Origin of the sequence: Chitinophaga sp. CF418 (genome assembly GCF_900142925.1) — a bacterium.
Lineage (GTDB): Bacteria > Bacteroidota > Bacteroidia > Chitinophagales > Chitinophagaceae > Chitinophaga.
In genome coordinates this window covers 273,107-299,312 of record NZ_FRCN01000014.1, presented here as the reverse complement: position 1 = coordinate 299,312, position 26,206 = coordinate 273,107, and the positions used below count along the sequence as shown (strand labels likewise).

General features: G+C 46.1%; 17 protein-coding genes. 10 read left to right on the top strand and 7 right to left on the bottom strand.

Annotated features, from left to right (window positions below; genetic code table 11):
- Window positions 1-859 precede the first annotated feature (859 nt).
- The 10 genes from F3I09_RS27665 to F3I09_RS27620 all read left to right on the top strand — a co-directional run bounded on the left by F3I09_RS27665 (window position 860) and on the right by F3I09_RS27620 (window position 16,020).
- Complete coding sequence (locus F3I09_RS27665) at window positions 860-1,111, top strand: hypothetical protein (protein ID WP_149698295.1); 252 nt, start codon at window positions 860-862, stop codon at window positions 1,109-1,111.
- Between the two features lie 204 nt (window positions 1,112-1,315).
- Window positions 1,316-1,891, top strand: a complete 576-nt coding sequence (locus F3I09_RS27660; RefSeq protein ID WP_223233408.1) for a c-type cytochrome — start codon at window positions 1,316-1,318, stop codon at window positions 1,889-1,891.
- Window positions 1,892-1,934: 43 nt separating this feature from the next.
- On the top strand, window positions 1,935-3,152 hold the full coding sequence (soxC, locus tag F3I09_RS27655) for a sulfite dehydrogenase (protein WP_149698294.1): 1,218 nt from the start codon (window positions 1,935-1,937) through the stop codon (window positions 3,150-3,152).
- A 29-nt stretch (window positions 3,153-3,181) separates the two neighbouring features.
- Window positions 3,182-6,313, top strand: a complete 3,132-nt coding sequence (locus F3I09_RS27650; RefSeq protein ID WP_149698293.1) for a TonB-dependent receptor — start codon at window positions 3,182-3,184, stop codon at window positions 6,311-6,313.
- Window positions 6,314-6,334: 21 nt separating this feature from the next.
- A complete protein-coding gene (locus F3I09_RS27645) occupies window positions 6,335-7,666 on the top strand; it encodes a RagB/SusD family nutrient uptake outer membrane protein (protein ID WP_149698292.1) in 1,332 nt (443 codons plus the stop codon).
- A gap of 37 nt (window positions 7,667-7,703) precedes the next feature.
- Window positions 7,704-9,050, top strand: coding sequence for a DoxX family protein (locus F3I09_RS27640; RefSeq protein ID WP_149698291.1), 1,347 nt, complete (start codon window positions 7,704-7,706; stop codon window positions 9,048-9,050).
- A gap of 10 nt (window positions 9,051-9,060) precedes the next feature.
- A complete protein-coding gene (locus F3I09_RS27635; RefSeq protein WP_223233407.1) occupies window positions 9,061-10,545 on the top strand; it encodes a hypothetical protein in 1,485 nt (494 codons plus the stop codon).
- A 109-nt stretch (window positions 10,546-10,654) separates the two neighbouring features.
- Entirely contained in the window at window positions 10,655-12,091 is a 1,437-nt protein-coding gene (locus tag F3I09_RS27630) for an NAD(P)/FAD-dependent oxidoreductase (RefSeq protein WP_149698290.1), read from the top strand.
- Window positions 12,092-12,324: 233 nt separating this feature from the next.
- Window positions 12,325-14,910, top strand: a complete 2,586-nt coding sequence (locus tag F3I09_RS27625; protein WP_223233406.1) for a T9SS type A sorting domain-containing protein — start codon at window positions 12,325-12,327, stop codon at window positions 14,908-14,910.
- A gap of 234 nt (window positions 14,911-15,144) precedes the next feature.
- A complete protein-coding gene (locus F3I09_RS27620) occupies window positions 15,145-16,020 on the top strand; it encodes a polysaccharide lyase (RefSeq protein WP_149698288.1) in 876 nt (291 codons plus the stop codon).
- Window positions 16,021-16,077: 57 nt separating this feature from the next.
- Here F3I09_RS27620 and F3I09_RS27615 read toward each other — a convergent pair whose 3' ends face one another.
- From F3I09_RS27615 to F3I09_RS27585, 7 genes are all read right to left on the bottom strand, one after another.
- On the bottom strand, window positions 16,078-16,821 hold the full coding sequence (locus tag F3I09_RS27615) for a hypothetical protein (protein WP_149698287.1): 744 nt from the start codon (window positions 16,819-16,821) through the stop codon (window positions 16,078-16,080).
- 97 nt (window positions 16,822-16,918) lie between these two features.
- Complete coding sequence (locus tag F3I09_RS27610; RefSeq protein WP_149698286.1) at window positions 16,919-19,387, bottom strand: PAS domain-containing sensor histidine kinase; 2,469 nt, start codon at window positions 19,385-19,387, stop codon at window positions 16,919-16,921.
- Between the two features lie 51 nt (window positions 19,388-19,438).
- Window positions 19,439-19,918, bottom strand: coding sequence for a YdeI/OmpD-associated family protein (locus F3I09_RS27605; RefSeq protein ID WP_149698285.1), 480 nt, complete (start codon window positions 19,916-19,918; stop codon window positions 19,439-19,441).
- A 9-nt stretch (window positions 19,919-19,927) separates the two neighbouring features.
- The gene (locus F3I09_RS27600) at window positions 19,928-20,584 is read right to left on the bottom strand and encodes a hypothetical protein (RefSeq protein ID WP_149698284.1); all 657 of its coding nucleotides are present in this window, start codon (window positions 20,582-20,584) and stop codon (window positions 19,928-19,930) included.
- Window positions 20,585-20,589: 5 nt separating this feature from the next.
- A complete protein-coding gene (locus tag F3I09_RS27595) occupies window positions 20,590-21,093 on the bottom strand; it encodes an RNA polymerase sigma factor (RefSeq protein ID WP_149698283.1) in 504 nt (167 codons plus the stop codon).
- 457 nt (window positions 21,094-21,550) lie between these two features.
- Entirely contained in the window at window positions 21,551-25,612 is a 4,062-nt protein-coding gene (locus F3I09_RS27590) for a DEAD/DEAH box helicase (protein WP_149698282.1), read from the bottom strand.
- A 30-nt stretch (window positions 25,613-25,642) separates the two neighbouring features.
- Entirely contained in the window at window positions 25,643-26,056 is a 414-nt protein-coding gene (locus F3I09_RS27585; protein ID WP_149698281.1) for a response regulator, read from the bottom strand.
- Window positions 26,057-26,206 lie beyond the last annotated feature (150 nt).

The following is a 26,206-nucleotide window of genomic DNA, read 5'->3' as shown; positions in this document are numbered from 1 at the left end:
CATTTGCTTTCCATTTGCAACTTTTTAAGCGATGCTTTGTTAATTTCGGATTCCGGCATATTATTTCAACGATCGCATGATCAGCCGCCGGACTTTTTTATGCAGACAAGTCCTCCGGGACCTTTGTGCTAATTACCACGAAATAAGTACTCAGTCATCTTTAGAGACAGAACAAACTACAGGCTGTACGTTCTGTGCGGCTTGTAGGTTGTTAACCCAATAACGTGAATGCAGAGAAAGATAGCTATAATATCAGCTATATAAAAGAGAACCCGGCCGGTTAGTTACAGGAACAATTTCACTGGCGGTATAGGATACTAGTCAAGGTACTTTCCCGCGGGTGGAAATTAATTCCAATTTTTGGACGTTGCAGCTCTAAATAAGACCCCGATGTGCCAATATAGCAGGGCTCGCCTGTGATTCCTCCCATAAGGATCAATTTTTCCTATAAATATATTGATTTACAATTGTTTTGAGGCGATTTTGTGTTGCCCCGAATGCCTACATAACGCGCACTTTTTACCACGGAGAGACCCGTTGATCTTTGGAGTTGGGGAGAATTATTCCACAGTTTACAATTAAAAACATACTGGCAAATATTTTGTTCTATTTAGTATGTCAGCTTATTACTAACCCATTTAATTGTGAGATTATGAAGACGTATACGAGCAAGGGTCAAAAAGCGATGAAGAGAAGCGTAGAGGGAACAAAAGCAGGTTTACTAGTGAACAGTGACAACTTTAGTGTACTCCCGGTAGTCAGCAGCCAATAATATATCAATAGAATCTCTCCAACTTAATCTGCTATGGAATGATCCGTAGTGAGACCCCTTATTAATTGATTGTTTTAATTGTTTGTTATGGAAAGGCGTACAATAACAGTTTATATCGAAGGTAGATCGTATCAGCTTGCGATCACTGTGGACGATGTTGCTCAGGAAACGACATACGAAGTTATCACCAGCGGAAATATTCTAAGGGATTTTATGCCTGAAGAGATAGACTGGCAGGAAGATCGTATGATTACCTCTGACGAACGGGTTAAAACTATTGAGAGTGAACAGATAGCCCGTATCATCTGGACAGACATATTGGATATGATGGAACACTAATATTTGCTCTTCATATACCCATTTATATTGGTTCAATATTACCATTCATATAAAAGTCTACATAAATAGTAGACTTTTAGGAATGAACTATCTATATTTGTACCGATTATCATTGTGCTCCCACCAAGAGACTAATGCAAGTAACCGGTAACGGTTATACTCTGCGCATTATAATCAACCAACGATCCAAGTCTCAGTTATCTGATGTTTAAGCTACGAATGCCATTTTGGGCCTGCGTTGCAGGTACCCTCATGATTGCCTGTGAACGCCGTAATACAGCTATACCGGTACATTTCGGATATGGCCGGACAGCTACAGAAAAAGAAATAGCGACGAAGGCTATTGCTATCCGTCCGGATGGTAAAGGATTGCCTGCAGGGAGTGGTACTGTGCAGAATGGTGCGTTGATCTATGCTGCAAAATGTGCTTCCTGTCATGGTACTACCGGCGTAGAAGGGCCATACAACATACTTGTGGCGCCTGATACTGTAGATGCACCACCTTTCGACCAGGCGCCAAAACGCGTGAAAGCTATTGGTAATTACTGGCCGTATGCCACGACTATTTTTGACTATGTACGTCGTGCAATGCCTTTTAATGCGCCGGGCTCACTATCAGATAACGAAGTATACAGTGTTACAGCCTGGCTGTTACATGCCAACAAACTGATTGGCGCAGATGCTGTCATTAATGCGAAAACCTTACCTGGCATTGTCATGCCTGCCAGGAGATATTATGTCACAGACAGCAGAAAAGGAGGGGACGGACCATATGAATAACCTTATGTGTTGTACAAAACTGTAATTCGAAATTGAACTTAATATGAGTCAAAAGATGACGCGTCGTCGCCTTTTGCTGGGAGGTGCTGCCACAGCTGCTGTGGCACTGGTAAAGTCATCTTTTGGCAAAATGGTCCAGACAGGTATACCCGAAACGGCTTTTGATCCTACCAAACAGGTGGGGCCGCTGCCCGGTGTACTGGGTACAAGATCTCCATTTGAACATCCGCAAAGAAAGCCTTCCCTCACTTCTTCACAGACACCTTTACAGGATCTCTATGGCATGATCACGCCTTCAGACCTGCATTTCGAACGTCATCATGCGGGTGTGCCTGCTATTGATCCCAACAGCTATGAGTTGATGATTCATGGCATGGTAGACAGGCCGACTGTCTTTTCCCTGGCCGACCTGAAGCGGTTTCCTTCTGTATCCAGGATCTGCTTTATAGAATGTTCGGGCAATTTCAGAAAGCCGGATAAAGAAAGCATTACCCCTCAGGATATCTGCGGACTAACGAGCCAGAGCGAATGGACCGGGGTGATGCTATCCACCTTATTCCGGGAAGTAGGCGTCAATCCGAAGGCTACCTGGTTCCTGGCGGAGGGGTCAGATGCTGCAGTAATGACACGTAGCATTCCCGTCAGTAAGGGCTGGGAGGATGCTATGATAGTTTATGCACAAAATGGGGAGGCAATTCGCCCCCAACAAGGATACCCGGCAAGGCTGCTGCTACCGGGGTGGGAAGGCAACACCAGTGTGAAATGGATACGCCGTATTGAATTGTCAGACGGCCCTTTTATGACGAGAGAAGAGACTTCCAAATACACAGAACCTGTAAAAGATGGTAAGATCCGGCAGTTCAGCTTTACCATGGATGCCCGCTCTATTATCACTTATCCGGCCTACCCTGCACAACTGGAGAAGGGATGGGTGGAAATAAGGGGGCTAGCCTGGAGCGGACGTGGGAAGATCCGCCAGGTAGAGGTAAGTACAGATGCAGGAAAAACCTGGAATGCTGCGCGCCTGCAGGAACCTGTGTTAGACAAGGCACATACTTATTTCAGATACTTATGGCAATGGAACGGGGATACTACAGCTATTATGAGCCGCGCTATTGACGAAACAGGCTATGTACAACCCGGTCTGCAGGAATTGATTGCCGCCCGCGGTATCGGTACGGGATATCACCTCAATCCTGTTACGGCATGGCTGATCAAACGGGACGGGCAGGTAGTGTATAGTCCTGAGAAATGGAAATAGAATAATCAATATAAAAACCAATCAACTATATGTCATTTTTTGATTATGGGCATGCTCCTGTGATACGCAGGCTTGCGCGAAATGCGGGGTTCCTGCTCATTCCCGCTGTACTGGGAAGCTCGGAAATATGGGGGGCGGTACTGCCAACTGCCAATAAAAATGCTGTTACCCGCAATCTCCCGGCAGACGTTCCTGTAAAAGGAAAGGTAACAGACACCAATGGTCAGCAACTGCCGGGTGTAAGTGTAGTAGTAAAGGGCTCAAAACGGGGCGCCCTGACACGTATAGACGGTTCTTTCGAATTGAATGTGCCGTCAGATGCAGTGCTTGTCTTCAGCTATCTCGGCTATAAACCGCAGGAGGTAAAGGTCGGCGCAAACGGTCATCTCAGTATTCAACTGGAAACAGACGATAAGAAACTCAGCGAAGTAGTGGTGGTAGGTTATGGTACACAGGAACGCCGTAACCTGACCAGTTCTGTATCAACCATCAATGCTGCTGAAACAAAGAATGTACCTGTGGCTGGCTTTGACGCCCAGTTACAGGGAAAGGCTGCCGGGCTGCAGATCAACTCCAACACCGGTGTGCCCGGAGATGGTGTCTTTGTACGTGTACGTGGTACTACTTCCATTAATGCGGGCAATGATCCTTTGTATGTGGTAGATGGTGTGTTTGTGAATAACACCAGCCTGCAGACGGTTAGTACAGGAGGTCGTGCAACCTCTCCTATCGCAGATATTAATCCGGCTGATATCGCCAGTATAGAAGTATTGAAAGATGCCAGCGCCACTGCTATCTATGGCTCACGTGGTGCAAACGGTGTTGTGATCGTTACTACCAAACGGGGCAACTATGGCGAGCGTACTAAGGTCAATGTGAATGTGTCACATGGTTTTGCAAAAGCGCCGAAATTATGGGACTTAACGACCGGTCCTCAGCATGCTACACTAATCAATGAATACTGGATCAATACAGGTATAGATAATCCTTCTCTGAACCAGACATTTGCTAACCGTCCATTCCGTCCTGTCACGGAAGGTGGACGCGGACTGCCGGAAGAACAGAAAACCTATGACAGGCTGGATGAGCTTTTCCGTACAGGACAACTGGCCAACTATGACCTGTCGCTGAATGGCGGTTCAGAAAAAACTAAATTCTATATAGGTGCCGGTTACACAAAACAGGAAGCGAATATCCGTCCTGTTTTCTTTGAAAGAACCAGTCTGAAACTGAATGTTGATCATAAGATCAATGACAGGGTGCAGATAGGCGTGAGTAATGGTATTACCCGTTCCTACAGGAATCAGGCGCGTGCAGGTGACGGGCCGCAGGGAGGCTTACTGCAGTCAGCATTACATACACCTACCTATCTGCCGGAAACCAATCCCGATGGTACTCCTGCCCGTTGGGCCGGTTTTGATAACCTGCAGGTATTGCTGAATAACTATGATGTGCATACTATCAGTTTAAGATATATCGGTAACGTATATGCAGAAGCGGAAATACTGCGTGACCTGAAGTTCCGCACCAGCTGGAGTGTGGATTATAACAACTATGATGAATCAGAATACTGGAATGATAAGACTCAGCTGGGCGCTGCACCCACTAATGGGTTAGCTACATCTTCCATCACGCAGAATAGTACCTGGATCAATGAGCAGACATTATCCTATCGTAAAAAGCTGGGCCGCGGACATACGTTTGGTGCCGTAGTGGGTAATACCATCCAGCAGAATACACTGGGGAGGACTTTTGCCCAGGGTACAGGTTTTCCGAACAATGCCTATAAAGATATCTCATCCGCTTCCACCCGTACGGCAGGGCAGACATGGACGCAGGGTACACTCGCCTCTTTCTTTTCCCGCGTTGATTACAACTACGACAGTAAGTACTACCTGGAACTAAGCATTCGCGCTGATGGTTCTTCCCGCTTCGGCAGTAACCACCGCTGGGGGTATTTCCCTGCCGTTGGTGCAGCATGGCGTTTGAAGGAAGAGCAGTTCCTGAAGGATGTACAATTCCTCAGCGACCTGAAATTACGGGCCAGCTATGGTGTGACCGGTAATCAGAGTGGTATCAATGATTATGCAGCCCGTGGCTTGTGGACAGGCTCCGGCGGTTATCCTGATGCAGAAAGCGGCGGAGATAAAGCTGCGACTGCTCCACTGCAGCTTGCCAATCCGGACCTGCGCTGGGAGAAGACAACACAGGCCAACCTGGGATTGGATGCAGGTTTCCTGGATGGACGTGTAACGCTCGAAGTGAATGTCTATTCAAAGAAAACAACAGACGTCCTGTTGCAATTACCCGTTCCTTCCAATACGGGGTATACAACCTATTATTCCAATGCAGGAGAGATCAGCAACAAGGGATATGAAGTGGCTATCCGCTCTGAGAATATCAAACGTGGTGATTTCACCTGGAATACATCCTTTACTATTTCCGGAAACGTGAACAAGGTGGAAAAACTGCCGGTACCGATCACGCAGTATAACCGCGACTGGATCAGGATGCAGCAGGGATATTCCATGTATTCCTTCTGGATGTACAAACAATTGTATGTAGATCCTAAAACGGGTAATGCGGTATTCCAGGATGTGAATGGGGATGGTAGTATCACGGTAGCTGACAGGCAGATTGTAGGGAATGCTTTGCCAAAATTCTTCGGTGGTATCAATAACAGCTTTTCCTGGAAATCATTTGACGCGGCTGTGCAGTTCAACTTCCAGTATGGTAACAAAGTATTAAACCTGAACCGCTTCTTTGGAGAAGGTGGCGGTACCCGCGATGCGAACAGGGTATTGTTTGCCAGTCAGCTGAAACGCTGGCAAAAAGAGGGTGATATCACAGACGTGCCACGTCTGACGAAAGTAGGTAACAACTATACGCTGGAACAGAACAGCCGTTTTATTGAGAATGGTTCCTTCCTGCGTTTACAGGCGCTGACCATAGGTTATACACTGCCTAAGTCACTGACCAGCCGCTGGCATATAGATGGGCTGCGCGTTTACGCGGCCGGAAATAACCTGTGGCTGCTTACAAAATACACAGGCCCTGATCCTGAAGCAAACGTGACTGCCACACAAACGGTACAGGGTATTGACCTGGGCACACCGCCACAGTCCCGTACCCTGCAGTTTGGTTTGAATGTGACATTATAGGAAACATTAAAGAAGAAGATCATGAAATCACTTATCCGCATATTACCACTTGTACTACTGCTTTCTTCCTGCCAGGACTTCCTGGATGTAGCGCCCCGCGATTCCGTTTCGGATGATGCGACGATTGTTGATGAAGCTTCCGCACAAACGGCCGTAAGAGGCGTGTATCGTGAATTGGGAGACGATGCTTATTACGGGTCCCTTTTTCAGACCATTGGTTATTTATCTGGAGATAATATCCAGTGGACGGGATCGCAGTCAGTGATACAGCAGTTCATTTCGCACAATGTAAAGGCCGATAACGCCAATGTGGCCACCGTCTGGGCTGGGATATATTCTACTATCAACAGGGCCAACCAGGTGATTGATAAAGTGCCTGGTGTGACAGATGCTACTTTTACGCAGGATGAAAAGAATGTTTTAATAGGCGAGGCCTATTTCATACGTGCGCTGGCTTATTTTGATCTGGCCCGTACCTGGGGCGGCGTACAGCTGGTGCTGAAAGCAACTACGAACATTAACGATACCAGGGGCCTTAAACGGAGTACGCTGGAACAGACCTATGCGCAGGTACTGAGTGATTTGCAGACGGCGGAACCGCTGTTGCCGGAAACAACTAACCGCTACCGTGCCACCCGGAAAACAGTATGGGCATTAATGGCCCGTTTTTACCTCTATAGACAGAATTGGGAGCAGGCCGGGGCCTATGCCTCAAAACTGATACCCGACGCCAAATATAGCCTTATAAAGCCCTATAGCGCCTTCTTCGCCAATAATGTGGTGGCTACAAACGAATCCATCTTCGAAATATCCTACAGCGCCAACAATGTTAACGCGCACCGGGGTTACTGGCAGCCACCTGCCAATGGCGGTACCCGTCAATGGGCGCCCAATGACGCCTTTATTGCGCTGATCAATGATCCGGCCAATGGTGGTAACCGTAAGGCCGCCGTGGCCATTACCAACCAGGGACTGTGGTATGGCAACTTCTATTACCGCAGCCCGGCTACCGATCCTGCATATGTGCTGCGTATTGCGGAGCAGTATCTCATCCGTGCAGAAGCAAGAGCGCAACTGGGGCAGCTGGAAGGAGCATTGGCAGATCTTGATGCTGTTCGCGACAGGGCCGGGCTGACAGCCAGCACTGCCACCTCGCAGGGAGATATTTTGTTGGCTATAGAAAATGAGAGAAGGCTGGAGTTCGCTTTTGAACCACACCGCTGGTACGATCTGGTTAGAACCAATCGAGCCGCTACAGTATTGGGTGTAACAGACGGCCGCAAATATGTAATGCCTATTCCTGCCGTGGAGCTAAGCGCCGACGGTGCGCTGGACCCTAATCCCGGTTATTGACCGCTATCTGATATTTCATCACATAAACACTGCAGGTATGACACATCCGGCAAATCTATTACCACCGCAGACGTGGAAGGGATCCTGGAAGCTCCTTTTCCGCTTCTTTTTCATCTATTTCGTTATCCAGTGTATTCCACTGGACGTGAAGTATTTCAATACCTTATTCCACATTCACTGGGAAGAACCGGGCTTCGGTGATATTTTTTATCTCGCCAGGTATAGTCCTAAGATCTTACCATCTGGTAGTCCTTTTGGCGGATTTGCAGATTGGGGCATTATTGCTTTCATCGCATTGATTGGTGCGTTGATCTGGTCTTATCTTGACAAACAGCGGAAGGAATATAACCAGTTGTATTACTGGTTGCGCGCCATTGTCCGTTACAGGCTGGCGATAGGTGTAATAGCTTATGGACTGCTGAAATTGTTCCCGCAGCAATTACCTTATCCTTCCATCAGTCAGTTGAACACACAGTACGGCGATCTGTCCGCCTGGAAGATCTTTGCGATGAGCACGGGTGTCGTGCCTGCTATGGAAACTTTTTTAGGACTGGTAGAAACGCTTGCAGGGCTGTTGCTGTTCAGCAGAAGAACGGCCACTATAGGAGCCGGTATCATCATCACGTTTACCGGCAATGTGTTCATGTCTAATCTCGCTTATGAGGGCGGTGAATATGTATATAGTTTTTACCTCGTGATACTGGCCTTGTTCCTGCTGACATATGATGCATTACGTATTGTTAATCTGCTGACGCTGGAGCTGCCTACCGCACCTAATACCGTACGGCCCTATTTTGCCAAACCATGGCACCGCACTGCAAGGATTGTGGTGAAAACCCTGTTTGTCTTTTTCTTCGTAGGGCTGTATGGATATAAGACTTATGCCAGCTATAGGCATAATGGCTACCAGTATCCTGAAACGCCGGGACTGGCCGATGCAGCAGGTATTTACAATGTAACGGAATTCCGTATCAATAACCAGGAACTGCCATATTCACTGACGGATACGGTGCGTTGGAAAGATGTGGTGTTCGAGAAATGGGCTACGCTCAGCATCCGTTCCAACCGGTATGTACATCCTGATCTGGCCAATACTGAAGAGATCTATGGGAAAGACCAGGACAGAAATTATGAGCTGGCCGGGGCTGTGAGCAGGCATTATTATACTTATGGCATTGATGAATCCCGCCGGGTAATGTTCCTGCAGAATAAAAACAAATATCATCAGCAGGAAAGACTGGTGCTGCACTATACGAGGCCGGATAGCAGCCGTATTATTTTTTCAGGTATCAATGAAAAACAGGATTCTGTGTATGTAGTGCTGGACAAGATCAACAAGCAATACCCATTGATTGAAGGTCGCCGTAAACCGCTTAAACTTTAAAATCAACGTTATGTCTGATATAGCTAATTCACCTGCCCTGGAGCAGGTAGCACCCATAGCGCCGGATACTACAGGTCAGGGTACTGCTGTGCAGTCAAAGCCCTGGAAGGGCAATCAAAAGTGGGCATTCCGTATTGCCTTTATCTTTTTTGTGATCATGAGTATTCCCACCAGTTGGAATTGGTATACACACCTTTTCACAATGGACTGGATACATCTGAAATACCGCGATGTATATGATATCGCGAGGTTCCAGCCGAACCTCTGGAATGTGGACTCAGAGAGCGGCCGCTGGGGAATTGCCAGTTACGCCAGCTGGGCTGCAGCACTTGGAATAGCCGTGGCAGGAGCTGTGATATGGAGTTTGTTTGACCGTAAGAGATTAGAGTATAATCTGCTGTATTACTGGCTGCGTGTGATAGTACGCTACCGTGCGGGTATAGGCATCATCGGGTTTGGTTATACCAAGTTATTCCCTGTACAGATGCCTTATCCATCTATCTCTAACCTGCATACTGATTTCGGCGATTTCACAGCACAGAAGATCTACTGGTTATCTATTGGTATTGTACCCTGGTATCAGGTATTTGCAGGTATTGTGGAAGTAGGGGCAGGCATCCTGTTATTCTTCCGGGGAACCGCCGCTATAGGCGCTGTGTTGCTGGCGGGAGCATTGGCCAATATCACCTTTGTAAACCTTGCTTATGATGGCGGCGTGCATGTGTATGCCGCATACTTTGTATTGCTCGGAGCCTTCGTGTTGGCGTATGATATCCCCAGGATCTATAATCTGCTGGTATTGGAACGTTACACAGTACCGGTACACTATTATCCTTCCTTCAGCAGGGCATGGCAGAAGTATGGACGTTGGATATTGAAGTGTGGCACTTTCCTTTTATTCGTATTTATACTATTTTACCTGCAGATGTGGAATTATCTGTATGATCCTTATAAACAGCCTGTCGAAAAAGGACTGGCTGGTACGCGGGGATATTACAACGTCACGGAATTCCGGCTGAATAATAAGGTGATTCCTTATTCACCACTGGACTCAGTGCGTTGGCAGAATGTGACCTTTGAGAAATGGTCTACCATCACATACCAGGTGAATAAACCGGTATGGCTGGATCTCAGTAACGGTGGTGGTTCCCCGAAGAATGATATAGACCGTAACTTCGAACTGGCAGGCGTTGCCGGTGGAAGACGGTTCTTCTACTATGAAGCAGACACTGTGAAACAGCAGCTTTCCCTGCGGGATAAGAACAGGAGTGCATCCAATCAGGGGCGTGAACGGCAGCGGCGTAATGCTACCGATCGTCCGAATACAACGAAGAAGAAAGATCCTCCTTTTGTGTTGCATTATGAAAGACCCACTGATACGCGGATTATTCTTTCCGGGTTAAATCAGAATAAAGATTCGATTTACGTAATTTTGGATAAAGTAGATAAACAATACCTGCTATCGCCCAGTAAGCTGGAAGCAGGGCAGTATTGAAATATTAACCAGGGACCAGGGATCTACGGCTGTCCGGCTCCGTTAAGAGCCCTATGTTTGTAACCCAGGGGACGTTGATCACTGGTCCCTGATTTTCAATAGGAACAAAATGCATAAAAACGAATATGACGCAATCGTCATCGGATCTGGCCCCAACGGATTGGCAGCAGCAATAGCAATGCAGCAGCAAGGGCTTTCTGTATTGCTTATTGAGGGCAGGAATGAGATTGGAGGTGGCTTGCGCTCAAAAGAGCTAACGCTACCGGGTTTTATGCATGATATCTGTTCTGCTATTCACCCCATGGCAGTCACTTCCCCTTTCTTTAGCCAGTTACCGCTGGAACAATTTGGATTGTCATATCTGTATCCTGCAGTGGATGCGGCGCATCCCTTTGATGATGGTACTGCAGCAGCTTTATATCCTTCACTGGAAAAAACAGCGCAGTTACTTGGAACAGACAGAACGGCCTATGAGCACTTGTTCCGGCCATTGCTGAAAGATTTTAAAGGATTGACTGAAGATATATTGGGGCCCTTACAGTTTCCCAAACATCCGCTGACCCTGGCGAAATTCGGACTGAAGGCATTGCCATCAGCGTTGCACCTGGCTAAACGTTTTAAGACAAAAGAAGCCCGCGGATTATTTGGCGGTGTGGCTGCGCATGCTATCCAACCCTTGACGAATATAGCCACAGCAGCTATTGGCCTGGTGCTGATGCTGAACAGCCATGCAGGCGGATGGCCGGCACCCCGTGGAGGCGCTAAGGCATTGGCCAGTGCTTTAGGTGATTATTTTATTTCACTGGGCGGAGAGATCGCGACGGGTACTTATGTGAACGCTTTGAAGGAATTACCACCTTCAAGAGCCGTGTTGCTGGATGTTACACCGCGTCAGTTATTGAAGATCGCAGGAGATAGATTTTCCTCTTTTTACAAATGGCAGTTGCGACGTTACCGCTATGGTATGGGCGTGTTCAAAGTAGACTGGGCGCTGGACGGACCTACGCCATTTACAGCTGCCGCCTGCAGGGAAGCAGGTACTATACATCTTGGCAATACCATTGAAGAAATTGCTGCGAATGAACAACGAACAGTGGATGGACATCACCCCGATCAACCTTATACCTTGTTTGTACAACAGAGCATCTTCGATGATACACGTGCCCCGAAGGGTAAGCATACCGCATGGGCATATTGCCATGTTCCCAATGGCTCTACGAAAGATATGACAGCTGCTATTGAGAACCAGGTAGAGCGTTTTGCACCTGGTTTTAAAGATCTTATCATTGGCAGGCATGTGATGAATACTGCGGATGTAGAAGCCTATAACCCCAATTATATCGGCGGAGATATCAACGGTGGTATTCTCGATATCACACAACTATATACGAGGCCTGCAATGAGATGGTCGCCTTATACTACGCCGGCTAAAGGTATTTATGTATGTTCTTCTTCCACACCACCCGGAGGTGGCATTCATGGTATGTGCGGTTATCATGCTGCAAAGAAGGCTTTGAAAGATGTCTTTGACATCATCATAAAATAATCATGATCCATGGTTTAAATTCTGTTAACATTCCGTTTGATATCTATTGACAGCTTTGCCCCCAATTGCTTGCTATATTAGTAAGATCGTATATCGTACGTGTGTAACCCGTTTTGTGAGCACTCAATATCAACCAACGTCAGACCACGAGAAAACTTCACATCAACCTATGTTTTATAAGAATCAATAGCGCCTTTATTCACAAACCTTAAATGACCAATTTACTTATGCGTATGCCTAATTTTACAAAGCTGTCTTTGTATGTGACCCTGCTATGCGGTACTGTGCCGGCCCTTGCACAGACTGACATAACATCAGCCGCTGGAGTACTGACGGTTCAGTATTCCAACTCGAATGCGGCAGAGAACTATCCGAAGCTGATAGACGACAATGTTAATACGAAGTATTACATTGCCAAAACAGCGATCTGGGTGCAGTTTGAAGCTGCCAGATCAGCTACTGTTAACCAGTACTCCATCACCTCTGCCAATGATTTTTCCACCAGAGACCCTAAAGACTGGAACCTCCAGGCCTCAGATGATGGCAGGACATGGACTACACTGGATACCCAGACGGGACAAGCATTTACAGCCCGTTTCCAGACCAAAACCTATTCATTTACCAACACAACTCCTTACCTCTATTACCGGTTGAATATTACCGCTAATAATGGCGCAGGAGCTATTCAGTTCTCTGAATGGGAGCTGACAGGTACCCTTGGTGGACCTGGTTCCGGTCCCGGTGGCTTGACAGCCACCCTGCAGCCAGGGAATAAGGCAAGCCTCAGCTGGTCTGACAATGCGACCAATGAAACTGGTTACCGTATTGAAAGCTCGCTGGATGCGGTTACGTTCCTGCCACGTGCAACCGTAGGTGCTAACGTGACATCCTATACAGATTCTTCACTGAGTATCGGTACTAATTTCATTTACCGGGTGAGAGCAGTGAATGCTACCGGCGTATCTGTTGCAGATACTTCTGATGTCGTGACAACTCCTAATGTGGCTGCGGGTGCTGACATCACCAACTTTGCAGATGCTGTGGTAACAGATCAGTACAATACCACCGGCGCGGAAGGACTGGCCAAAGTGGTAGATAACAATACTTACAGCAAATACCTGGCATGGGCGCCTGTGACCTGGATCCGTTATTACTTACAGGGTGGCGCTGTCGCTACCATGTATAGTATAACTTCTGCAAATGATGCGGTAGAAAGGGACCCGAAGAACTGGGTATTCCAGGGTTCAAATAATGGTAGTACCTGGACCGATCTGCAGGTACAGACTAATCAGCTGTTTACAACCAGGTTTAAGAAACGTATTTATGTAGTGCCCAACACGACTTCCTATAAATACTACCGTTTAAATATCACCGCCAATAACGGCGCTGGCATTACACAACTGGCGGAACTGGAGATCTTTGGTGCAGGCACTGGTACGGTAGATACTTCCGCTCCTGCAGCGCCGACCGGATTTACAACACAGACGGTTTCCAGCAATCAGATCATCCTTAACTGGCAGGACAATGCTGCAACAGAGACCAGCTATCGCCTGGAGAGAACTACAGATACATTGAACTGGGATGACGCGTTTGTGCTACCGGCAAATACCAGCCGGTATTTCTCGCTGGACCTGTCTCCGCTGACTACCTATTATTACAGGGTGAGAGCTGAAAATGCAAATGGTGTGTCTACATGGATAAGCGGCAGTAATACTACTGTGACTGATGTGCCGCCTACACAATGGCAGGAACACTGGGCTGGTCATACAGAATTGTTGTCGCGGGTATATACCAACAGTAGTGTAAATATCTGGTTTGATGACGCTGTAAGCCGTTCCGCCACCTGGATGAACCAGGACTTCACAGATGTATGGGAGTATGTAAAACAAAACTATGGCTCTTTCAGCGATCCTAAAGTGAACATGATTTTCCATAGTAAATCAGGGTATTCCGGCGGACATCCGTCAGTAGTATTTGATGCCGATCACGACTATAAGAACTCCGGCGACCTGGGGGGCAGCTGGGACACGAGAGAAGGCTGGAACCTGCATGCTTCTATTCACGAAGTAGGACATATTGTGGAAGGTGGCAGTAAGGGCATTCATAACTCCCCTTCATTCCCTATCTGGGGAGATAGTAAATGGGCGGAAATATTCATTTATGACGTCATGAAACGCCTTGGTTGGGAAGGAGATGCCCAGCAGGCTTACAATGATTTTGTGGTGAAAGAGGAAAGTTTTCCTAAGCCTGGTACGCACTGGTTCCGCGACTGGTTCTTCCCAATCTATGACAGGGCAGATTCCAGTGCCGCATTAAACCGCTATTTTGACCTGCTGGCGCAATATTTCCCACAGCATAATGGTGAATATACCCGTGACCTGAACCTGGGTGAATTTATACACTTCTGGAGCGGCGCTGCGCAATTCAGTCTTGAAGCGCAGGCAGATACTGCTTTCGGATGGTCAAAAGACGTGGAGATGCAGTTTAAACAGGCACAGATAGATTTCCCCTTCACTTATCCACAGCCACTCAATATCAGCACAACAGCCGTTGCCTCTGTCAAGGCGAAATCGGTATTGAATATCTGGCCTAACCCGGCCAGCAATACGCTGAATCTTTCCCTGCCTGCAGATAACAAAGTGTATACAGTAGATATATATAATATCGCCGGTGTAAGAAGGCTGTCTCAGCGGATAAAAGGAAATTATAATAACCTGAATATCTCTTCCCTGCCGGATGGCGTGTATATCGTTACCGTGAGGGATAATAAACAGGTGATCCAAAAGGAAAAGATATTGGTAAACAATACTTCCCGTTAACCAGCGTTATAACATGCAATAGCAGTTCCGCCCGCCTAAGGCGCGGCGGAACTTTTTTTGTTTATTTAAGTAGTACTAACTGCAGCTTCGTCCGACATCTAGGATAATCCACAGCTTAGAACCAGAAGACCCTTATATGCATAGATGCAATCGATTGTCTTAATGACCAAATGACGAACAGCATAATATATTGAGCATATCTTTTTTCATTTTCCCTTAAAAAACCATTACAAAATGAACAGACATCAAATTGTCAATGTCACCAGGTGCGCTGCACTTTCCATGATCACATTACTATCAGCCTGTACTAAAGAAACCGTTAAGGAAGAGCGCCTGGCCGCAGGCAGTAGCCTGGAAACCGAGGCTGTAGGCAGCACTATTCTGAACAGTTGGAGTGTAAACTGGGATAATTATGCCCATGGCAGCACTTATACAGCAAACAACGCTGCTACAGATTTCGGTAATGTAACCGGCTGGGTTGACAGCCGGGGAATGATCTCCAATGGAAATCTGCGTATCACATTATTAAAGAATGCATTATCCGGTGCGGGTGGTGTGGTTGCCAACATTGATATCTCAGACGGTACTGCCTATGAAGTTGATTATGACATCAGGTTTCACAGCCAGTTTGACTGGAGCAGAGGCGGAAAGTTAGGTTTTGGCTTCTCTATCGGTGATGGTAACACTGGGGGCGACCCGGGTTGGGATGGTAATGGTGGATCCGCACGCCTGATGTGGTACCAGACCGACGCCGGCAGGGTATTCTTCCAACCTTACCTTTATTTTAAAGACCAGTCAGGCGAGTACGGAGAAACATTCGGTAAGTCCTATCCTTCTTCGGGTAGCCTGGTTAAAGGGCAGACCTATCACGTACACCTGTATGTGAAAAGTAATACCGGCAGTAATACCGATGGCCACGTACAATACGTAATTGATGGTACAGTAGTGCTTGACAGGGATATCCGCTGGACAACAAATGACAGCAAGAGATTGATCAAAGGGTTGACCTTCCATACTTTCCGCGGTGGTAGCCAGGATTATTGGGAGTCAGCTACAGATGGATATATCTATTATGATAACCTGAAAGTTAATAGGATCAGCACTAACTGACAACATAAAAATAGCTAAGCCTCCAAAGCCTTTCAAAAGGGCTTTGGAGGCTTTTTATTATAAATCAGCCATTTCCCGTTTGGAGAGTCTCACCCACTGGGTATTCAGCCTGCGCACATATCCCGGATGGAGTTCTATTTCATCCTTTACAGCCTGGAACTGTGCTTTTGCCTCCTGCGTACGTTGTTGTTTCTTCAACATCATTCCGTAATAGTACATGGCTTCCAGTGAGTGATGTACGCGGACCACCTTTTTGTATTCTTCTTCGGCTTTTACATAATCAGTGCTGCCTTCCAGTGCTCTTGCATACAGCAGCTCGTCTTCCTGTTTGGTCATCCGGAAATTACGCATGTCCAACAGCCGGTTGTAAAAGGAGACACTCTCGAAATACTGTTCATTATAAAAATATAGTCTTGCCAGTAGTAGTAGAATGCCCTGGTCGTTAGCATGATGGGCATTGAGACAGGATTGCGCCAGTTCAATAGCCTGCTGGTATTGCCGTCGGTGTGCATATGCATTGGCCAGTGCCAGTTTGTTGGCAACGGTATCGGAGATCCTTACTTTACGTTCCAGCTCCTTGATGTTATGGCCTGGTACAAATAACTCCTGGAGATTGCTGGTCACTTGTCCGCCATTAAGGGTCGGCCAGATCTCCCGGACGAAATAGGCAATGGCGCCAACGCCTGGCAGGAAAAGCAGGATGTAGATCCAGTCCTTCTTTCCATTTTTCATAGCATGCACAATACAAACAAGTTGTGCAATAAGTATCAGGTAGTAATAGTCATTCCAGAAAGGTAACATGGCATTCTAGGTTAGGTATAGGAGGTTTTACAGGCAGCAAAAATAATTCAATGCTTTGAAATTTAATATCCGGAGTTTGATTTTCGTTTCGTTACTGTTATACTCCCGGTATGATGATATGGAAAGTAGTGCCTTTACCCGGTGATGACTCTACGTACAGATGCCCTGAGTGGTTGGCCACGATACGTCTGCATAGAGACAATCCTATACCTGAACCGGGATAATCAGATCGGGTGTGGAGACGTTTGAAGACTTCAAATATCTGGTCAGCATATTTTTGTTCAAAGCCAATACCATTGTCGCTGAAAGAGATATCGAAGTATTGTTTATATCGTTCTGGTTTACCCATATAGATACTGGCCTGTTCTCCTGAAATAGGCGCAGATTTAATTTCGATTACCGGACGGATGCCTGGTTGAATAAACTTCAGGGCATTGCTCATCAGGTTATAAAATAGCTGGTTGATCTGTAAAGGAATGCCTTGCACAACAGGTAATGACCCTATAATAATCTCCGCGTGTCTTTCCTCCACGATCAATTCAAAATCGCTGATCACGCTTTGCAGGATAATGGCAAGGTCTATTTCCCGCATCATATTGCCCTTTTCCAGCAGGCGTGAAAATTCCAGCAGATCTTTAATCAGCATGGACATTCTCTCTGAAGACTGGTTGATCTTTTCCACCATCCGTTTATGATGGTGAGGAAGGTCTTCTTTGTTATTCAGAATGTCAGCATAGATACGGATCTTTCGCAATGGTTCCTGCAGGTCATGGCTGGCTACATAGGCATATTGTTCCAGTTCCTGGTTGGAACGTACCAGGCTAAGATTGGCGTCCTGCAATTCTTCGTTCATTGCAGCCAGTTCTTCATTGGAAGCGGCCAGTTCTTCCGTTCTTTCAGCCACCACCAATTCCAGGGTACTTTGATACTCCAGCAGTTTATTCCGTGCCAGCACTTGTTCTGTCACATCAATGGTCATATCTACCACGGCATAAACTTCTCCTGCTGCATTCAGAAGGGGCTTATAGGTGAAATTGAAGTAGAAGGTTTCGGGCTTGCCATTAATGACCAATACTGATCTGGCTTCTTTTTCATGGTGGGCTACACCGGTGGTATATACAGTATCCAGTATCTTCATGAAAGGTTGATCATTCAGTTCAGGTACCGCTACTCCCAATGGTTTGCCCAATACTGAATAACCTTTACCCCAGAACCTGATCATCGGTTCGTTGGCTACTTCTATAATAAACCGGGGCCCCACAAAGAGAGCAGTTGCTACCGGGGCTTCTTCTACCAGTGAACGGAAACGGGCTTCGCTCTCACGCAGCGCCTGTTGTACACCCAATTCCGCCCTGAGGTCACGTGCTACACAGGCAACGGCAATGGGCTCTCCGTTCATTGGGCTGTCCAGTCTGAAAGCATTGGTATGGAAAGGTATCTGTTCACCCGTTTCCTGATGGGTATAATATTGTCTTCCCATCCATTTACCTATATTGACAACAGTGGGGAGGATCTCTTTTTCCAGCTCTATCCGGTGTTCCCGTGTAAAGATATCCCTGATATTGAGGGTAAGGGCGGATACTTTGCTGCTTATTCCAAGAAGTTGCACACCTGCATCGTTCACGTAGGCAATCGAGCCATCCATGTTTGCAACAGCAATAAGGTCACTGCTGTTTTCCACGAGCGTTAGCAGTTTTTGCTGTTCCTTTCCAATAGCCGCATTATTAAACGAAAGGGAGAAACGTTGTTCCACTTCTTTTAACAGTCCGTCCTGCTCTTTCTGAGTGGTAATGTCCAGGCAGATGCCGGAAAAGGAAACCGGGGTACCGGAGATGTCATACTCGTATTTGCCCCGCACCTTTCCCCAATGAATAGAACCGTCATCCCAGACGAAGCGGGCTTCATAATGAAGGAATCCGGTATTTTCGGCTTCCTTATAGGCCCGTTCTCTCAACATTCTATCTTCCGGATGAACATGACTGATCAATATGTCACGGTCTTTGACCACCTTTTCCCTGTTGCCCGTCATGATATAGTATAGATTGGGGGAAAAATCGATGGTATTATTAATGAGGTCTATTGTAAAGATGCCAGCATCCGATGCTTCAACGGCAAGAGCCGCCATTTTTTCTGCTGCCTGAGCTTTCGCATTGGCGGTGACTTCGGCGGTAACATCCTGACTGATGCCTGAAAGGCGGTTTGCTATTCCTTTAGTATTGAAGTACGCCTGTCCTTTAACATTCAGCCATATGATATTCTTACTATCCACAGTAGTGCATCTGAAACGTACATTGAACAGATGATCTGAATCTGGTTGTAAAGCTTGTTTGATTGCCTCTCGGATAGCTGGCTGGTCGGCAGGATGAATATGCCGGATAACGGACTCATAAGTAGGCTCTTCCATTTCATCCAGGCAGAAAAGTGCTCTGCACCGGTCATCCAGAACGATTTGCCGGTTAAGGATATCTACATCCCATGTGCCGATCCCTGCGGCATGCAATGCGAATCTTATCTGTAATTCCTGGCCCTTTGGGATAGATTTATCAGGTCTTGGACGTTCACTCATTTTCTCTTTGGCAGTACAGTACACTACAAGTTAATAAATCAGCTGAATAATTTATTTATCATTCAGCTTTCTGCCATTTTCCAGTTTTTCAATTAAAAGGCTGAGCCTGTTCTGCCTGGTCTCTTCTCTTTTGGCAGAAGTGATCCAGACGATATATTCTTTCCTGTCGGTATAGGACAGCTTATCAAAAAAGACCCTGGCCTTAGGGTGTTTGGAGAAAAGGGCCGTCACTTCTTCAGGCAGTATCACTTCTCTGGGTGCCAGGTCTTGCTCCAATACGATGTGAATAGTGTCCCCCAGCTCCTTTCCCAACTCTTTCCGGATTGCCTGGGTAATGCCAAGTGTGTGACAGGTGGTACCCATTTTCGACAGGCTGCCTCTGTAGGTTACCTTACCATCTATTAATGCCTTTACTTTCACCTGGCCTTTTACACCATACAACTCTTGTACATCGTAGGGGAATTCAACATAACCGGCATTCATACTGCCATGTTGCACTATTACAGCATCAAAAGTTACTTTCTTTGACATTTTTCAGATTTATTCTTTTTCGTAAGCCTCGATCTCTTTCAGAAAATTCATCGCCTTTATAACGGAGGTCCACTCGTTACTACCAAATATAAACTTAAACCAGGGTTTATCGGCATTCTCCAGCCTGATGTTCCGGTACAGCCAGACAGAAATTATTGTGAAAACGATGGTAACGGTCAGCTGTAATACCCACAACCCGATGGTCCCATGTTCGAACATACTTTTATTAATATAAAAAGTCGTGTAAAAGGGCGCTGAAAGGAATAATATCCGGGCAATATTGATAGTGGAAGATTGGAGTGCAGCGAGTTTACGCTGTACTTCCACCACATGCATGCTGTTGTCGATCTGTTGAATGAGCACCACTTGCCTGATATAAGCAACGATGGCGGCTACTGTGGTAATAATAATGGCCACTGCGGATATTACAAAGAAGTGCCGGTAATACGTCATGGCCGATAAGGCAAAGCATACGAGCACGGACAGTAATAAGGCCCACAAGATCCCTAAAATGACTGCAATGATCTTGACTGTTTTCAATGGGCGTAGGGCAGTCCGGGCTTTTTGTGTTTGTATCTCGGTAATGATGCGGTGATTAAGTGCCAGTGATCTTTCCAGCTTCTTATCATAATTGGCCCACATTTCTTTTAATGCGTTGTCTTCCATATTAATTAATTATGAATAGTAGAGAATTTTCTTTTCAGTTTGTTTTTGATACGGTTGATCTTCGTTGCAATGTTTGTTTCAGTGAGTCCCAGAATTTCTGCAATTTCCCTGTAGCTTTTTTCTTCCAGGTAGAGGATCATGATGGCCCTGTCCAGTTCAGGCAATTCACTGATGAAACGTTGAAGGAGCTTAAGCTGTGGGCCGGTATCTTCTTCTTCTTCCGCGGCTATTATAATATCAGCAGTAAGCCCGGAGGTACGGCCTGCTCTTTTGCTGTCTTTGCGATAAAAGGAGATCGCTACATTCAGCGCTATTCTGTATAGCCAGGTGGAATACTTATACTGATCATTGTACCCACCAAACGACCGCCATAACTGATAGACGATCTCCTGGATAAGGTCTTTTCTATCCTCAGTATTTTTGCAATAGGAGTTCGCTATTTTATAGATAATCCCTTTATGCTGTTCTATTACCAATAGAAAGGCATTATCTTCTTTTGAAGGGGGCATAAATGGTTGCAATTAAGGTCATGAATAAGATATTTTACCTTATTATTCGCAGAGGGGAATAAAAAATCACAACAGGATACCAGCCGGTCCTGAAAGTAGTACTATTTAACAATATGGGGTTGGGATTTAATTAAGGTTTTCTAACGCCTTTTTAAAACAAAGGCAGGTAATTCATAGGATAGTAAAAATTATTTTCAAGAGTTTCAATCTTCGGCTCAAACTCCACACCATAGCAGGATTCGAGCCGAAGTAAAAAGGCGTTTCATAGGATAGTATACGCTAAAGATAATCAAATTTTGATATCAGGAAATTATTTCTTCTCTTTTTGAAATATTTAATATTAAAATGAAAAAAATAGCGTTGTGGAATAAAAATTCCGCAGTTTTTGAACGATAAATTATTAAAAATCTATTGAGTATTTCTATCATTCCCCTGATAGATTTATTTAACGTTGTTATCAACTCTTCGAGATCAACGAAAGCAATTCTTCCGTCGATAATTTTCCGCTAATATCACTTCCTTCAAGCAACCTGTCGGCCAGGTCTCTTTTACTATGATGAAGAGCAATGATCTTTTCTTCGATGGTATGTTTTGCTACCAGCCGGTAAATGGTAACCGGTCTTGTCTGGCCGATACGGTAAGCCCTGTCAGAGGCCTGTTCTTCAATAGCAGGGTTCCACCATGGATCAAGATGTATGACATAATCGGCGGCAGTCAGATTCAGGCCAGTTCCTCCCGCTTTCAGGCTGATCAGGAATAGTGAGCCTTCGCCTGACTGGAATTGTTGAACTACTTTTTCTCTTGCAGGGATAGGCGTACTGCCATCCAGATAACAATATGGTATACACAATTCATCAAGTGCCTGCCGTACCAGTTCCAGGTGACGTACATACTGGCTGAATACAAGCGCACGATGATTGTTGTCGATCAGTTCTTTTACTATTTCAAGGAATACAGCCAGTTTGGTTGAGTGGATGTCTATCTCAGGATCTATCATCCGGGCATTACATGCAGCCATCCGTAGTTTACCTATTTCTGTCAGCGTGTTCAGATGTTGTTTGCTATTCTTTTCCCGGCTGTATTTTTTGATGTTCTCTACGGCATTCCGGCGCATGACCTCATAAAATGCGGCTTCGTCCGGTGAGAGGGAAACCATTTTAACGATCTCGGTTTTCTCCGGCAGCTCATCCAGAACCGCTGTTTTTGTGCGGCGCAACATGAATGGGCCTATTAATTTCCTGAGATGTTTGGTCACACTGCTTTCCGCATTATAAATGACCGGTGTGGCAAATTGTTTATTGAAGTGTTGCAGGTTGCCGAGTAGTCCGGGATTGATAAAGTTAAAAAGGTTCCATATTTCTGTCAGATGATTCTGTACAGGTGTACCCGTCAGGATCAGTTTAAATCCGGCCTGCAGTGCCATGGCGGCCCTGGAGGTTTTAGTCTGGTAATTTTTAATGGTATGGGCTTCATCGAGTACAACGGTATTCCAGTGGATACCTGCCAGCAATTTATCTTCTGACTGCAGGATGCCATAAGTGATCAGGACTATATCAAAAGGTCCTGCTGTTTTCAATACAGCCGACCTGCTGCCATTATTGATCTGCTTTACCTGCAAAGAAGGTGCAAACCTGTACAGTTCATTGGCCCAGTTAGGTAATACCGATGCCGGACATACTACCAATGCTGGCCCATCACCTGCCCGGTACAGTAACATGGTAATAGCCTGTATGGTCTTGCCAAGCCCCATATCATCCGCCAGGCAGGCGCCTGCTCCCCAGCCTGCAATGCGTACCATCCAACGGAAACCTTCTTCCTGGTAGGGACGTAATTGTGTTTGTAGGGTAGCCGGTACTTCGGGATGAATATCTTCAGCCATTGCCTGCCTGGCGCGCAATGTCTTCCAGTGTTCGTCAGTGTCCGCATTGCCTGCGCCCTCCAGCAATTCATCCAGCATATGTGCTGCCAGCGGACGGATATGTATCTGCTCATGTTCCATCAGCGCAATACTGGCCAGTTCATTGAGTTGCCTGTGCAGTTTTGTGGTGAGTGAGAGGAACTCTCCGTTTCGTAAGGTGATGAACCGTGTAGGATTGACTTTAACCGCATCCAGCAGTTCCTTTAATGACAAGACCGTGTCTTCATCTATTTTCAGTTCTCCGTTGCAGGTAAACCATTTCCCATCCACTTTACGGATCGTGACCCGTAGCTGTGCCTGATGCGCCACTCCTCTGACTTTCAGTTTTTGTCCTTCCGGCCATTCTGCTACCGCGAGTTCAGGATGCCGGTATATTATTTCTAGCAGCTGCAGGCAGTCCAGCGGATCATCAAAGATGATGGTATCGTCCACGACTTCCTGTACTACAGATTCCTGTATCAGGATCATCAGTTTGGCCAGGTTGCTTTTCTCTGCCTCCAGGTCCCTGATAGCCTGGCATCTTTCGCCATTGGTGACACCAATAAGGTGCCGGGCGCCCTCTCCCGGTTTACAGTAAGGAGGATCAACCGCAAATGGTTTTACGAAGAAAGAGGCTTTGAGCGCATCTCCGGTAGGTTGCAGCTGTACCCGTATCCGCGCATCCGCGGCACGTTGCTTTATATTTAAAGCGGCTGTATCGTCTAAATTGGAATGGACAGTGATATGTGTGCCGATATTCCGCAGGGCATGCAACAGTTTATCTTTGCCTTCCGCCGGCACTGTGCCGATCTGTTTTAATGTTTGGAGTACTGACCGTTGCTGTTGCGTCAGCCTGATCACTCTTAAACGGGTAGACGTTTCTTTTATCAGCACTGTTTCCCGCGTATGATCGCTGATGTTGGTACTGAATATATATCCTTTGCCCGTTCCGTTTACAATCAGTTCTGGCTGACCCTTGATCACTTCTACAGGAACAGAGGGATCTTCCAGTAAAAAAAGATTGGGATGACCGGTTATTTCCTGCCAGACCCTTTCTCCAAAAATATATGACGCTGTACCATAAGTATGATAGCTCTCTTTCAGAATGGTGCCCGCTATCCTCATATCATGGTCTGTCAGGTTTTCCAGCTGCCCTTCCTTCAGCTTCTTCAGATCTGTGGGCCTGCCACGGCTCCAGCCGGTATCCTCCTGGTGCGTTTGTATAACGGGCAGTATCTCCGATCTGCTTATATCTATCAGGTAAGCCAGACGGGTAATGGTCGGTGTCTTTTCTTTCAATGGTGTGCTGGTCTCCGGGAGGATCAGGGTATTCAGTAACCGCTCCCATTCAGGTACGGCCTGCATACGGGAGAATATGGGCTGTTTCCCTATGAAAGCAGTAAGCTCCCGGAAGGTTTTTTCTGTGCCCAGGTAGGCCTGTTCCCGGAATAGATAAAGCAGTTCATATGTCAGCAGGCGGTAGTGATGATGTATCCCCCTGTATAGCATCTCTTTAATGAAAGGGGCATATGTTTTCAGCAGTTTGCTTTTAGGATAAAAAGCTTGCAGGCATATCACTGAAAGATAGCTGAGAATGTGTTTTTCCGGTTGCCGGGATGTAGTTTCCAGCAGGATCTGTAGCATGTGTTCTGCCCGCTCTTTCCTGCCATTATGAAAGTGTAACAGGCTGATAGCCGGTGTGATATCCTGGAAAAGTTTTTTGTCATATGCCGTCAGTATTTTGTTGATGACGGCATATGTTTTTTCTTCCGGTAATATGGTCAATGTATAGGCATACAAAAAAGCAAAAAGTGGAGATACAGGAATACTGTTCTTTTTATCCTGCTGCCGCTGCTGTTTGATACCTTGTTCAAATAAGGCCAGTGTTTTGTCCGGCTGGCCTTCATAAAGCTGTACAACTGCACCTGCATAAAGTGCATCGGTACCACTAATGTCTTCTTTGATGTAGCCTTCCTGCAATGCAACCTCGGCATGAGCCAGTAAAGCCGCTTCCACACTGATAAATGCCGCTACCTGTTGCCTGAACGCATGTAATGTTTCCAGGGGTGTCATGGCCAACAGATGCTGTTTTACTGCTGCCGTATATAGCTTTATAATGCTATCGGTATCAAATAAACGCAGTAACCCTTCGTACTCCGGATAATATAGCAGATAACACAGGTGGGGGACGTATTCCTGCAACTCAAAAGAGATCTTTCTTACGGGGGGCAGTAGTAAGGACTTTTCTCCGGTAAAGTAAGCGGTCAGTAATTGCTGCAGTTCCTGCAGACGGGCACTGGTACTATAAAAAGAGTAAGGTTTGGCATGATCAAGTAAGCGGAGGTATTGCGGTTGGCGAATATTTTCAGGAAACAGGAGAAAACCCAGTTCGGGTATCAGTGAATAATTGCCGGCCAGGTTGTAACTGCCGAGGCCTTTTTCTCTCAGTAGTTCCAGTATATCAATAATCCTATCTTGTGACATCTCCCTGACGCGGTTCACCGCATCAATGAACGTATACCGCTCCAACGGATAAAGATAGACGGATAGTACGTCAATGATGATCCTGGCGTCGGCATCCTGGGACTGATATTGTTCTTTGTAAAAGGAAAGATTCACCATCGTTGGTGCAATCTACATTTTATCTGTCGTTCATGGTTTGACAAAAGACAGCATATAGCGGGCAGTGGTCAGGAAGGAAGCCAGGTCGCTGGGTTTGGTAATATAGTCTTTAACCCCCAACTCGATGCTTTTAGCCTTGAATACAGGTGAAGTGGATGTGCTCCAGATAATTTTAGGAATGTCCATGAAACGTCCCTGATCGTTCAGCTCTTTAACAACTTCTACACCGGTCAGCTCAGGAATATTATAATCAAGGATCATAAGCGCTGGTAATTCCCCTTCTCCGATACTGTCCAGATATCTGACAAACTTTCTGCCATTAGGAATGCACACCAATTGCCAGCCAGGATCTATTTCTTCAATCGCATTTTCAAGCAGCTCCTGGTCATCAATATCATCTTCTGCCAACAGGATCAGCCTCTTCGAATGGCCTAAAAGTTGCATCTGTTAAGTTGTTTTTATGGAAACAAAAATACTTACTTCAAACCACATAATACATAGCATCTATATGGTATAGAGCTGAGTTCAAAAAGAACTGTAAACACAACTTAAAGAAAAAATTGATTTATATATAGAGCTTGAGCTAACACCTTT

Bases quoted from the DNA above. Each gene is read 5' to 3' on its own strand.
- soxC (WP_149698294.1), top strand. From the start codon at position 1,935: ATGAGTCAAAAGATGACGCGTCGTCGCCTTTTGCTGGGAGGTGCTGCC.
- F3I09_RS27635 (WP_223233407.1), top strand. From the start codon at position 9,061: ATGTCTGATATAGCTAATTCACCTGCCCTGGAGCAGGTAGCACCCATA.
- F3I09_RS27650 (WP_149698293.1), top strand. From the start codon at position 3,182: ATGTCATTTTTTGATTATGGGCATGCTCCTGTGATACGCAGGCTTGCG.
- F3I09_RS27645 (WP_149698292.1), top strand. From the start codon at position 6,335: ATGAAATCACTTATCCGCATATTACCACTTGTACTACTGCTTTCTTCC.
- F3I09_RS27640 (WP_149698291.1), top strand. From the start codon at position 7,704: ATGACACATCCGGCAAATCTATTACCACCGCAGACGTGGAAGGGATCC.
- F3I09_RS27625 (WP_223233406.1), top strand. From the start codon at position 12,325: ATGCCTAATTTTACAAAGCTGTCTTTGTATGTGACCCTGCTATGCGGT.
- F3I09_RS27605 (WP_149698285.1), bottom strand. From the start codon at position 19,918: ATGTCAAAGAAAGTAACTTTTGATGCTGTAATAGTGCAACATGGCAGT.
- F3I09_RS27610 (WP_149698286.1), bottom strand. From the start codon at position 19,387: ATGAGTGAACGTCCAAGACCTGATAAATCTATCCCAAAGGGCCAGGAA.
- F3I09_RS27595 (WP_149698283.1), bottom strand. From the start codon at position 21,093: ATGCCCCCTTCAAAAGAAGATAATGCCTTTCTATTGGTAATAGAACAG.
- F3I09_RS27630 (WP_149698290.1), top strand. From the start codon at position 10,655: ATGCATAAAAACGAATATGACGCAATCGTCATCGGATCTGGCCCCAAC.
- F3I09_RS27600 (WP_149698284.1), bottom strand. From the start codon at position 20,584: ATGGAAGACAACGCATTAAAAGAAATGTGGGCCAATTATGATAAGAAG.
- F3I09_RS27585 (WP_149698281.1), bottom strand. From the start codon at position 26,056: ATGCAACTTTTAGGCCATTCGAAGAGGCTGATCCTGTTGGCAGAAGAT.
- F3I09_RS27615 (WP_149698287.1), bottom strand. From the start codon at position 16,821: ATGTTACCTTTCTGGAATGACTATTACTACCTGATACTTATTGCACAA.
- F3I09_RS27590 (WP_149698282.1), bottom strand. From the start codon at position 25,612: ATGGTGAATCTTTCCTTTTACAAAGAACAATATCAGTCCCAGGATGCC.
- F3I09_RS27665 (WP_149698295.1), top strand. From the start codon at position 860: ATGGAAAGGCGTACAATAACAGTTTATATCGAAGGTAGATCGTATCAG.
- F3I09_RS27620 (WP_149698288.1), top strand. From the start codon at position 15,145: ATGAACAGACATCAAATTGTCAATGTCACCAGGTGCGCTGCACTTTCC.
- F3I09_RS27660 (WP_223233408.1), top strand. From the start codon at position 1,316: ATGTTTAAGCTACGAATGCCATTTTGGGCCTGCGTTGCAGGTACCCTC.